An 11,000-nucleotide genomic window follows, 5' to 3' on the forward strand; every position below is an offset into this window, starting at 1 on the left:
CGTAGACTTCACCACGAGAGACTGCACCTGTCGCCACGAATCGAAGAGGATCCCATGACTGACAGCCCCCAGAAACTGCGCGCGGTCGTCGCCGTCGACCTGAGCGAGGAGCTCTGCCAGCTCATCGAGCGCCTCGAGCCTCGACTCGAAGTCGTGCGGGACCACACGTTCTACCGGCCAATGCGTGGGCCCGCCGACTGGTCCGGAGATCCGAGCGTGACTCGAACTCCAGAGCAACAAGCCGCGTTCGACGAGCTCGTCGACTCGGCTGACGTCCTCTTCGGGCTCCCGGATGTCGACTCCGCCTCCCTCGCGCGCACGGTCGCGGCCAACCCGCGACTCCGCTGGGTGCATGCGACGGCGGCCGGCGGTGGAGGGCAGGTGAAGGCGGCGGGCCTCGGCCAGGATGCACTCGAGCGCATCGTCTTCACGACGAGTGCCGGAGTCCACGGCGGGACCCTCGCCGAGTTCGCGCTCTTCGGTGTGCTCGCCGGGTCGAAGGATCTTCCGCGGCTGCAGCAGCAGCAGTCGGCCCGGCAGTGGACGGGTCGTTGGGAGATGCGCCAGCTCGACGAGATGACCGTGCTCATCGTGGGCCTCGGCGGCATCGGCAAGGCGGCGGCGCTGAAGTTCTCGGCCCTCGGTGCCACCGTGCTCGGCACGACGCGCAGCGGCGAGGCCGTCGAGGGTGTCGACAGGCTCGTGCCCATCGATCAGCTCGCCTCGGCCGTGTCTGAGGCCGACGCGATCGTCGTCACACTCCCGGGCACCGATGCGACGACGGGACTCCTCGGTGAGGAGGTCTTCGCGAACGTGAAGCCGGGTGTCATCGTCTCCAACGTCGGGCGCGGCACGGTCATCGACGAATCCGCGCTTCTCGCGGCCCTCGGCGACGGACGCGTCGGATTCGCGGCCCTCGACGTCTTCGAGGTGGAGCCGCTGCCGGACGAGAGCCCGCTTTGGGCGCACCCGAACGTGCTCGTCAGTCCGCACACGGCCGCGCTCTCGAGCGCAGAGGAGCCCCGAATCGCGAAGCTCTTCGCCGAGAACGCGCGCCGGCTCCTCGACGGTGAGCCGCTCAAGAACGTTGTCGATATCGTCGAGTTCTACTGATTCCCCACCTGTGGGCCCGTTGCGACGTCAACGGGCCGGCAGGCGTGACGAGGCGAGGAGCGGCACCGTGCCAGAAGCTGCGGATGCATCAATGAAGGCGGGCGCGCAGGACGCGCCGGAGCGCGACCTCGCACCGGCGGTGACGCGCTCGCTGCGCATCCTGTCGCTGCTGGCCGACGCTGATGGCGCGCCCATGACGCTGAGCGACATCGCCAGGGCGCTCGGGATCGCGAAGTCGTCGACCGCCAACCTCGTCGCCGTTCTCGAAGACGGGAGGATGCTGCAGCGTGTGCCCCAGGGGTACCAGCTCGGCAGGCGCACAGCCGAGCTCGGCGGTGCGTTTGCGCAGCAGTTCAACCAGATCAGAGAGTTCTTCGGGGTGTGCGATGCGTCGCCCGTGCTTCGCAGCGAGCTTGTGCAGGTGGTCATGCTCGACGGCCCGGATACGGTCTACCTCGCTCGTCACGAGGGTCGACGGCGCTACCAGCTGGGCACGCCGCTGGGTTCGCGCCTGCCGGCGGCGCTCACGGCCTCGGGTCGTGCGTTGCTCATGCGCCTTGACGACGAGGAGGTCGTGGAGCTCGTCGGTGCTTCCGCCTCCTTCCCGAAGCTGACGCCGCAGAGCATCGGGACGACGCGTGAGCTGCTCGACTGCCTTGCCGTCGCCCGGGAGCGCGGCTACTCGATCGACTCGAACGGCTCGGTCGGGGGAGTGACGGGCGTCGCGGTGCCGCTCGCCTCCTGGTCGCCGAGCGATCCCCCGTTTGCGCTCGGGGCGGCTCTGCCGACGGAGCTCGCGGATGCCGACCACGTCGCTCGGGTCGGAGCGGCGCTCATCGAGGCCGCGCGGGAGCTCACGAACCCGCTCGCGGGACGGTAGTTCAGCTCCCGACGGCATCTCGTGCGTTCAAAGTGTTGAACGTCGTCCACTGGAGTGTTAGCTTGTGGTCAGCAAGCATGCACCGCCGGGCTCACCACGGCCTCGGTGCACCGCACATCAAAGGAGATGTTTCGTGACTGAGAACACCCGGCCTCCAGTGCCGACCGACGACCCGGAGTACGCAGACAACCTGCGCCGCGCGACGTTGGCCTCGAGCATCGGCTCTGCCCTCGAGTACTTCGACTTCGCGCTCTACGGCCTTATGACGGCGCTTGTCTTCAACAAGCTCTTCTTCGACCAGAGCGACCCGGCCGTCGCCGTCATCGGCGCCTTCGCCATCTACGGCGTCGGCTTCGTCGCCCGTCCCTTCGGCGGGCTCTTCTTCGGCACGATGGGTGACCGCCTCGGCCGCAAGGGCGTGCTTGTCATCACGATCGTGCTCATGGGCGGCGCATCCACCGCGATCGGCCTCCTCCCCACCTACGAGACGATCGGGCTGTGGGCCCCAGCGCTGCTCGTGCTCCTCCGTCTCGCGCAGGGCTTCGGCGCCGGTGCCGAGCAGGCCGGTGCCACGGTGCTCATGGCCGAATACGCGCCCGTGAAGCGCCGCGGGTTCTTCTCCGCGCTCCCGTTCGTCGGGATCCAGGCCGGCACGCTCCTCGCCGCCGTCGTCTTCAGCCTGCTGACGCTCATGCCGGACGAGGCGTTCCTGTCATGGGGCTGGCGGATCCCGTTCCTCGGGTCGTTCGCCCTCATCCTCGTCGCGCTGTTCATCCGCATGCGCCTCCGTGAGACCCCGACGTTCGTCGAGCTCGAGAAGAGCGACCAGGTCGCCGACCACCCGATCCGTGAGATCTTCACCCGCGGCATGCCTGGCGTCATCACGGGCATCGGCCTGCGCATGGCCGAGAACGGCGGCTCGTACATCTTCCAGAACGTGTCGCTCGCGTTTGTCGCCGGCACGTTCATCGCGAACCCCGTCGACCGAGGCATCGCGACCTGGGGTGTCACGATCGGCTCGCTCATCGGCATCTTCTCGGTACCGCTCTCCGGACACCTCTCCGACAAGCTCGGCCGCCGCGCCGTCTACCGGTTCGGCGCCGTCTTCATGCTGCTCTTCGCATTCCCCGCGTGGTGGATGCTCTCGCTCGGCAACGGGCCCCTCACGATCGCGGTCATCGCCGTCGGTATCGGTGTGGCCGTCAACTCGATGCTCGGGCCGCAGTGCGCCATGCTCCCTGAGCTGTTCGGCAACAAGCACCGATACCTCGGTGTGGCCATGGCCCGAGAGCTCTCTGCCGTCCTCGCCGGCGGCCTGGCCGGCGTGGTCGGCACGTGGCTGCTCACGCTCACCGGCGGCAACTGGGTGGTCATGGGGCTCTACCTCGCGACGCTCGCCGCGATCACCACTGCAGCGACGTTCCTCGTTCCAGAGACGAAGGGGCGCGACCTGCTCCGCAAGGAGGACGCCATCCGCGTCTCCACCGACGAAGAGGACACCGGCCTGATCGACCTGCAGGACATCTACGAGGCCGCACCTGGCGCAGGCGCCGCGAGCAGCGCATCCGCCGCGGTGGGGGCCAAGCCGTGAGCCTCCCAGCCGGGCTGAAGGCCTTCGACCTCACAGGTCGGACAGCCCTCGTCACGGGGTCGAGCCAGGGCATCGGCCGGGCACTCGCCGGCGGTCTCGCCGCCGCGGGGGCCAGGGTCGTGGTGCACGGACGGGACCGGGCGAAAGCCGAGCGCGCGGCGGCGTCCATCGCCGACGCGCTCGGCCTCGCGGGAACGCCGGCCGAGCCGATCGTCTCGACCTTCGACGTGACGGATGCGTCAGCGGTGGATGCCGGCATCGGCGAACTCGAGGCGAGCATCGGAACAGTCGACATCCTCGTCAACAACGCGGGCATCCAGCGGCGCGCCCCCATCGCCGAGTTCACCGACTCCGACTGGCATGAGCTGCTTGCCACGAACCTCACGAGCGCGTTCCTCCTCTCGCGCCGCGTGGCTCGCGGCATGCTCGAGCGCGGCACCGGCAAGATCGTGAACATCGGCAGCGTGCAGTCGCAGATCGCCCGCCCCTCGATCGCGCCATACAGTGCGACGAAGGGCGCGATCGTGATGCTCACGAAGGGGCTCTGCGCCGACCTTGCGCCGGCGGGGATCACCGTGAACGCGCTTGCTCCCGGTTACTTCGCGACCGAGCTCACGAAGGCGCTCGTCGACGACGCCCAGTTCTCGGCCTGGGTTGCCCAGCGGACGCCCGCCGGGCGCTGGGGGCAGGTCGACGAGCTCGTCGGTACGCTCGTGTTCCTCTCCAGTGACGCTTCGGCGTTCGTGAACGGCCAGACGATCTATGTCGATGGCGGAATGACGGCGGTTGTGTGATGCGAATCTCCAGGATCCAGACCAGTGACGGCACCGTCACGCACGCGTTCGCCGATGGCGACTCGTGGGTGCCGTGCAATGACCCCTACGAGGCGTTCGCACGCGGCGTCGAGCCGACGCGCGAGGGGGAAGCGGTCGCGGATGCGACGCTGCTCGCTCCGAGCGAGCCGCGCATCGTCGTCGGGATCGCGCAGAACGGGCCGGAGCATCCCTCACCGGTGCAGGCGTGGCTGAAGAGCCCCCGAACGGTCGTGCCGAGCGGAACCCCGGTCGTGCTGCGCCGAGGCGTCGGCAAGGTCGTCATCGAGGGCGAGGTGTGCGTCGTCATCGGCCGTGACGCGGTCGACGTATCTGCGGAGGACGCGCACACCGTGATCCTCGGTCTCACCGCCGTGAACGACATCTCGAACCCAGACCGGGGCAGCGTCGACCCCCGCAACTTCGAGGGCAAGGGCGGAGTCGGCTACACGCCGCTCGGCCCCTGGATCGAGACGGGAGCGGACCTCGCCGACGCCCAGCTCGAGGTGCGCATCAACGGCGAGCGGAAGGTGCTCACCGGAAGCCAGGAGCTGCCAGCGGGCATCGCCGAGTGCGTCGCCTACGTCACGAGCTGGGTGCCGCTCGGCCCCGGCGACATCATCATGACGGGCGCCCCGAAGTCGGGGTTCGCAGCCGAACCCGGTGACCTCATCGAGATCACCGTCGCGGGCGTGCCGCTGGTGACGCCATGCGTCTGAGCCACGAACGATTCGACGTGCAAGGAGTTCGCAAGTGACCCAGGAGAACCTCGCAGTCGTCGCCCACGGCAAGGGCGACCTGCGGCTCGACGCGCTGCCGGAGCCGCAGCCGACCCCGGATCAGGCCGTCGTCGCGATCGCGTATGGCGGCGTGTGCGGATCGGATCTGCACTACTGGATGCACGGGGCCGCGGGGGAGTCGATCCTGCGTGACCCGCTCCTCCTCGGCCACGAGATCGTCGGCACCATCCTCGAAGCAGCGACTGACGGGAGCGGCCCTCAGGTCGGCCAGCGAGTCGCCGTCCACCCCGCCACGCAGGGTGATGATGGCGTGACGCCCTACCCGGCCGAGCGACCGAACCTCTCTCCTGCCGGCACCTACCTCGGCTCCGCCGCGCGCATCCCGCACACCCAGGGGGCCTTCGCGCGTCGCGTCGCCCTGCCGGCACGCATGCTCCGAGTGCTGCCAGCGGGACTCGACCTCAAGCTGGCATCCCTTGCCGAGCCGGCCTCCGTCGCCTGGCACGGAGTCGGGCAGGCTGGAGACGTGCGAGGCAAGCGCGTGCTCGTCATCGGCGCCGGCCCGATCGGTGCGCTCGTCGTCGCCGTGCTGAAGCACCACGGTGCCGCCGAGATCATCGCGAGCGACCTCCACGAGCTGCCGCTCGCCGTCGCCACCGAGCTCGGCGCGAATCGCGTCATCGACGCGCGGGATGCAGCGGCGCTCGCCGCCGTGCACGCCGACGTCGTGATCGAGTCGTCTGGCACGGTGCCGGGGCTCGCCAGCGCCATCCGCGGCGCCGGTCGCGCGGGCCGGGTCGTCCTGCTCGGTCTGCAGCGCAGCGGTGAAGTCCCCGCCCTCCTGTCGCTCGCGATCACTCGCGAGCTGACCCTCGTCGGCTCGTTCCGCTTCACCGACGAGATCGATGCCGTGATCGGCGCGCTCGCCGACGGCTCACTGGTCGTGGATGCAGTGCTCACGCACGAGTTCCCGGTCGAGCAGGCGCTCGAGGCGTTTGCCGTCGCAGGTGACGCCTCCAGGTCGTCGAAGGTGCTGCTCTCGTTCGCCGACGCGGACGCGGATGCTCGCCTGGACGGGGCCGCGTCGTGACGGCCGTGGAGGCCGAAGGCGCCGCGCGTCCAGCGCTTGCGCGTCCGCCCATGGTCGTCATGGGGGTGCAGGGCACGGGCAAGACGACGATCGGCTCAGCACTGGCGGCACGACTCGACGTGACCTTCATCGACAGCGACGACCTGCACCCGCCCGCCAACAAGGCGAAGATGGCGGCAGGGAACCCCCTCGACGACGAAGACCGCGTGCCCTGGCTCAAGGTCATCGGCGCGACGATCGCCGCGAACGCCGCCGAAGGACGCGTGACGATCGTCGCCTGCTCGGCGCTCAAGCGCTGGTATCGGGAGCTGCTGCGCTCGAGCGTCCCCGAGCTGCGCTTCATCCACCTGTCAGGCCAGCGCGACCTCGTCGCCTCACGTCTCGCAACGCGACAGCACGAGTTCATGCCGACGACGCTGCTCGACAGTCAGTTCGAGGTGCTCGAACCGCTCGCGCCCTGGGAAGCGGGGGTCGTGGTTCCCGTCGCGGGCACGCCAGCCGAGATCGTGGACGCGATCGTCGCGTACCTCGAAAAAGCCGAACCCTCCGAAGCCTGAGGGGCCGTCAGAGCTCGACCTTCACCGTGCTCGCGAAGTCGACGCCAGTCCCATCGACGAGTGCCCCCACAAGCGGGTGCCATGGGCGAGTGGTGGGCCCGGACAGCACGAGCTGCCGCGGCCTGCGTGCCGTGAGCGGGCGCATCACGAGGTCCTCCGGGAGCATCCCGCGCCCCAGGGATGGGATGACGGCCACGCCCATGCCCTGCTGCACCATGCGGAACATCGTGCTCATCTCGCGGACGCGGTGCGAGAAGACGTAGGGGAGCCCAAGCTCGTCGTGCATCTTCCTGACGTGCGTCTCGCATCCGCCCGTCGACACGATGAGGCCGTCGTCGTCGAGCTCGTCGAGCGGGATCGAATCCTGCTGCGCGAGCGGGTGGTCAGCGGGCACGAGCGCAGCGAACTCGTCCGTGGCGACGAGGAGTCCGCCTGGCGGTGCGGGGGATGGCTCGACGAGGACCGCGGCGTCCACGAGTCCCGCTTCGAGCCACTCGGGCATCTCCTCGTCGTCGCCCTCGTAGATCGACACGGCGATGTTGGGCAGTCGCGCGGACCACAGGGCGAGCAGATCGGGGACCAGCCCCTGGCAGACCGTCGCGACGGCTCCGAGTCGGACGGTGCCGGACAGGGTCTCGTCGCGGCGCACGGCGCTCTCCAATGCTGAGACGGAGGCCAGCGCGGCTCGCGCGTGCTCGATCACACCGAGGCCGAGAGCGGTGAGGGTGATCCCGCCGTCGCGGCGCAGGACCCGGCCGCCGACAGCCTTCTCGAGGCCCGTCACGGAGTGCGAGATCGCCGACTGGCTGACCCCCAGCTCGGTGGCGGCAACGGTGAAGGACGCGCGATCCACGACCGTGACCAGCGCACGGAGCTGGGCGATGGTGACGCTCATGAGGTCTCCTCATGTGGGGATGAAGCAGATGCATTTGCCTCATGTGTGGGTGCCGCCAACAATAAGTCCCATGAGTCCTACCGGCAACACCCGCGGCACCGTCGCCGCCTTTGTCGTCCTCTCTCTCGTGTGGGGTGCGAGCTTCCTCTTCATGAAAGTCGGACTCGAAGGGCTCAGTCCAGCGCAGCTCGTGCTGGGGCGGCTCACGCTGGGAGCCGCGGCACTCGTCGCGATCATGCTGGTCACTCGGCGACGCTGGCCGAGGGGCCGGAAGATCTGGGTGCACATGCTCGTCGTGTCCCTCGCGCTCGCGGTTGTGCCCTACTCGCTCTTCGCCTGGGCTGGGCAGTACATGCCGAGCAGTCTCTCGAGCATCTACAACGCGACGACACCCATCATGACGCTCCTGCTCATGCCGATCGTGCTCGTCGGCGAGCGGCTCACGCGCACGCAGGTCGTCGGCCTCGTGGTCGGCCTGAGTGGGGTCGTCGTGCTCGCGGGTCCCTGGCAGCTCATCGGCACAGGCCAGGCGCCCGAGCTGCTGCCCGCGCAGCTCGCCTGCCTCGGCGCCACCATCTCCTACGGATTCGCCGGGCTCTACATGCGCCGGTTCCTCACGAGCTCGGGATACGACACGATCACGCTGTCGACCGTCCAGATCGGCCTGGCCGCCGTCATCGTGTGGCTCCTCGCGCCCCTCACCGCGCGGGGCGAGGTCTCGCTCGACCTGCCGGTGCTCCTGGCCGTCGCAGGGCTCGGCGTGCTCGGGACCGGGCTCGCCTACATCTGGTACAACCGCATCCTGCGCGACTGGGGTCCGGCTCGCGCATCCACCGTCACCTACCTCTCGCCAGTTGTCGGCGTCATCCTGGGAGTCGTGGTGCTGGGGGAGTCGGTGCACTGGAATCAGCCGCTCGGCGGCCTGATCGTCGTCGTGGGAGTGCTCGCGAGTCAAGGGCGTGTGCCCGGGATGCGGGCTCGAACTGTGGCCGCCGCCCCTGTCGCTGCCCCTGTCGCCGCTCCCGTCGAGGGTGCGCTGCCAGTGGAGTCGAGTCCGCGGGAATAGATCCGCACGCGCTACGTTGTATGCATATGCATGGAGTTGGGGGTCCAGAACCAGGACCCACCCGGCCCGTGCATCCACAACGAAAGGGCTGAACATGCAGTTCGGAATCTTCTCCGTCAGCGACATCACACGCAACCCGGTCACCGGCGAGACGCCGAGCGAGGCCGAGCGCATCGACGCGATCGTCAAGATCGCGCAGAAGACCGAAGAGGTCGGCCTCGACGTCTTCGCCATCGGGGAGCACCACAACCCGCCCTTCTTCTCCTCCTCGCCCGCCGTGCTCCTCTCGCACATCGCGGCACTCACGAAGACGCTGCGCGTCTCCACGTCGACGACCCTCATCACGACCAACGACCCCGTGCGCATCGCCGAGGAGTACGCGATGCTGCAGCACCTCTCCAAGGGTCGGATGGACCTCATGCTCGGCCGCGGCAACACCGCCCCCGTCTACCCGTGGTTCGGCAAGGACATCCGCTCCGGCCTGCCCCTCGCCCTCGAGAACTACAACCTGCTCCACCGCCTCTGGCGCGAGGACGTCGTCGACTGGGAAGGCAAGTTCCGCACTCCCCTGCAGGGCTTCACCTCGACGCCCCGCCCCCTCGACGACGTGGCACCGTTCGTGTGGCACGGCTCCATCCGCACCCCGGAGATCGCCGAGCAGGCCGCCTTCTACGGCGACGGGTTCTTCGCGAACAACATCTTCTGGCCGAAGGAGCACTACATGCGCCTCATCGACTTCTACCGCCAGCGCTACGAGCACTACGGCCACGGCAAGGCATCGCAGGCGATCGTCGGCCTCGGCGGGCAGGCGTTCATCGCCAAGAACTCGCAGGATGCTAAGGACCAGTTCCGTCCCTACTTCAACGAGGCGCCCGTCTACGGCCACGGGCCGCGCATGGAGGACTTCATGCAGCAGACGCCGCTCTCGGTCGGCAGCCCGCAGGAGGTCATCGACAAGACCCTGACGTTCCGCGAGCACTTCGGCGACTACCAGCGCCAGCTGTTCCTCATGGACCACGCTGGCCTGCCGCTCGGCATGGTGCTCGACCAGCTCGAGCTCCTCGGCTCCGAAGTGGTTCCCGTGCTGCGGCGCGAGCTCGAGGCGCTTCGGCCCGCCGAGGTCCCCGACGCGCCCACGCACGAGTCCCTTGTCCTCGCGAAGTACGGCGACGCCGCGCCGCGCCAGCCTCGCCCCAACGAGAACCGTGGCGACAACGTCACCGGCTCCTCGCCCTACCAGGACACCGCGCTCGTCGCGTAGCCATCGAGAAACGCGTGCGCGGGGCCGGCCCTCTCGGTCGGCCCCGCGCATCCGCTCGGCCCCTCGACTCTCCTCTTCGCTCTTCCCTCAGCACGAACCAGTTCGGAAGGACTCCCATGACCAACGCACAAGGCGCCTACCGGGTCGTCGTCGTCAACGCCGGTATCAGCGACCCGTCGTCGACGAAGCTGCTCGCAGACCGCATCGAGCGTGGCGTCTCCAAGCTCGCGGCGACACGAGGCCGTGACGTTGTATCGACGCACATCGATCTGCGGATGCTCCTCCCCGAACTGCCGGCAGCCCTCGGCTCGCAGAGCTTCGGCCCCCAGTTCGAGCGCGCCATCGCGGCGCTCCGCGACGCCGACGGCATCATCGCGGCCGCCCCCGTCTACAAGGCCGGGCCGAGCGGACTCTTCACGTCGTTCTTCCAGACCCTCGACAACGACCTCCTCATCGCCAAGCCCGTCGTGCTCGCCGCAACCGCCGGCACGGCGCGTCACGCGCTCGTCGTGGACGAGCAGATGCGGTCGGTGTTCGCGTACCTGCGCACCATGACCGTGCCCACGTCGCTCTTCGCCTCAACCGAGGACTGGCAGGATGCGGGCCTCGGGTCCCGCATCGAGCGCGCTTCCGTCGAGCTCCTCGCCCTGATGGAGGCTGGTGTCGAGCAGACGATCCGCGGCGACAACTGGGGCGGCTACCAGCACGAGCTCGGCAGTGCAGGCGGAACCGAGCTCGGCATCGAGCTGAACTCCGACCTCATGCGCATGGCCGCAGGCGGAGGCGCGGCCTAGCTGCGCTGCGGTTCGCGCTCGCCGCACTGCCTCGCCGCCCTACCTCGGGTGCCCGTCTCGGATTGGGAAAGTCACTTGGTTATGGGAACTTCTCCAGCACGAAGTGACTTCGCCACCCCGTGGCGTGGCGTGGCGTGAGCGCCGGTATCCCTCCTCTCGTCAAGTCCCGTCCCGCCCGGTCCCGCCCGATCTCCCGTCTCG

The 11,000-nt window shown here is 69.0% G+C and carries 11 protein-coding genes; 10 read left to right on the plus strand and 1 reads right to left on the minus strand.

Annotation, left to right across the window (positions count from 1 at the left end):
- The first annotated feature begins 54 nt into the window (after positions 1–54).
- From GV007_RS14580 to GV007_RS14610, 7 genes are all read left to right on the plus strand, one after another.
- On the plus strand, positions 55–1,113 hold the full coding sequence (locus GV007_RS14580) for a D-2-hydroxyacid dehydrogenase (protein WP_160073670.1): 1,059 nt from the start codon (positions 55–57) through the stop codon (positions 1,111–1,113).
- Positions 1,114–1,180: 67 nt separating this feature from the next.
- Positions 1,181–1,993 (plus strand): IclR family transcriptional regulator, encoded by an 813-nt coding sequence (locus tag GV007_RS14585; RefSeq protein WP_236558512.1) that lies wholly within the window; start codon positions 1,181–1,183, stop codon positions 1,991–1,993.
- Between the two features lie 133 nt (positions 1,994–2,126).
- Positions 2,127–3,584, plus strand: coding sequence for an MFS transporter (locus GV007_RS14590; protein ID WP_160073672.1), 1,458 nt, complete (start codon positions 2,127–2,129; stop codon positions 3,582–3,584).
- Positions 3,581–4,378, plus strand: a complete 798-nt coding sequence (locus GV007_RS14595; RefSeq protein WP_236558514.1) for an SDR family oxidoreductase — start codon at positions 3,581–3,583, stop codon at positions 4,376–4,378. Before GV007_RS14590 ends, GV007_RS14595 begins: the two co-directional genes overlap by 4 nt.
- Positions 4,378–5,115: a fumarylacetoacetate hydrolase family protein gene (locus tag GV007_RS14600; RefSeq protein WP_160073674.1), complete on the plus strand. Its 738-nt coding sequence runs from the start codon at positions 4,378–4,380 to the stop codon at positions 5,113–5,115. Before GV007_RS14595 ends, GV007_RS14600 begins: the two co-directional genes overlap by 1 nt.
- A 34-nt stretch (positions 5,116–5,149) precedes the next feature.
- The gene (locus GV007_RS14605) at positions 5,150–6,226 is read left to right on the plus strand and encodes an L-idonate 5-dehydrogenase (protein WP_201297712.1); all 1,077 of its coding nucleotides are present in this window, start codon (positions 5,150–5,152) and stop codon (positions 6,224–6,226) included.
- The gene (locus tag GV007_RS14610) at positions 6,223–6,783 is read left to right on the plus strand and encodes a gluconokinase (RefSeq protein WP_236558516.1); all 561 of its coding nucleotides are present in this window, start codon (positions 6,223–6,225) and stop codon (positions 6,781–6,783) included. The genes GV007_RS14605 and GV007_RS14610 overlap by 4 nt, the downstream gene beginning before the upstream one ends.
- A 7-nt stretch (positions 6,784–6,790) precedes the next feature.
- Here the strand turns inward: GV007_RS14610 and GV007_RS14615 are convergent, their stop codons facing one another.
- Positions 6,791–7,678: a LysR family transcriptional regulator gene (locus GV007_RS14615; protein ID WP_160073676.1), complete on the minus strand. Its 888-nt coding sequence runs from the start codon at positions 7,676–7,678 to the stop codon at positions 6,791–6,793.
- A 70-nt stretch (positions 7,679–7,748) separates the two neighbouring features.
- Between GV007_RS14615 and GV007_RS14620 the strand changes: the two genes are divergently transcribed.
- From GV007_RS14620 to GV007_RS14630, 3 genes are all read left to right on the plus strand, one after another.
- Entirely contained in the window at positions 7,749–8,744 is a 996-nt protein-coding gene (locus GV007_RS14620; protein WP_160073678.1) for a DMT family transporter, read from the plus strand.
- A 94-nt stretch (positions 8,745–8,838) separates the two neighbouring features.
- Positions 8,839–10,005 carry an LLM class flavin-dependent oxidoreductase gene (locus tag GV007_RS14625; RefSeq protein ID WP_104244763.1) on the plus strand — a complete coding sequence of 389 codons (1,167 nt, stop codon included), beginning with the start codon at positions 8,839–8,841 and terminating at the stop codon, positions 10,003–10,005.
- A gap of 116 nt (positions 10,006–10,121) precedes the next feature.
- The gene (locus tag GV007_RS14630; protein ID WP_160073680.1) at positions 10,122–10,799 is read left to right on the plus strand and encodes a CE1759 family FMN reductase; all 678 of its coding nucleotides are present in this window, start codon (positions 10,122–10,124) and stop codon (positions 10,797–10,799) included.
- Positions 10,800–11,000 lie beyond the last annotated feature (201 nt).

It is taken from the genome of Pseudoclavibacter sp. 8L (genome assembly GCF_902506465.1).
Taxonomy (GTDB): domain Bacteria; phylum Actinomycetota; class Actinomycetes; order Actinomycetales; family Microbacteriaceae; genus Pseudoclavibacter.

What these genes read in the sequence shown, in the direction of transcription:
- GV007_RS14580 (WP_160073670.1), top strand. Translation starts at nt 55, where the DNA reads ATGACTGACAGCCCCCAGAAACTGCGCGCGGTCGTCGCCGTCGACCTG.
- GV007_RS14600 (WP_160073674.1), top strand. Translation starts at nt 4,378, where the DNA reads ATGCGAATCTCCAGGATCCAGACCAGTGACGGCACCGTCACGCACGCG.
- GV007_RS14615 (WP_160073676.1), bottom strand. Translation starts at nt 7,678, where the DNA reads ATGAGCGTCACCATCGCCCAGCTCCGTGCGCTGGTCACGGTCGTGGAT.
- GV007_RS14620 (WP_160073678.1), top strand. Translation starts at nt 7,749, where the DNA reads ATGAGTCCTACCGGCAACACCCGCGGCACCGTCGCCGCCTTTGTCGTC.
- GV007_RS14625 (WP_104244763.1), top strand. Translation starts at nt 8,839, where the DNA reads ATGCAGTTCGGAATCTTCTCCGTCAGCGACATCACACGCAACCCGGTC.
- GV007_RS14630 (WP_160073680.1), top strand. Translation starts at nt 10,122, where the DNA reads ATGACCAACGCACAAGGCGCCTACCGGGTCGTCGTCGTCAACGCCGGT.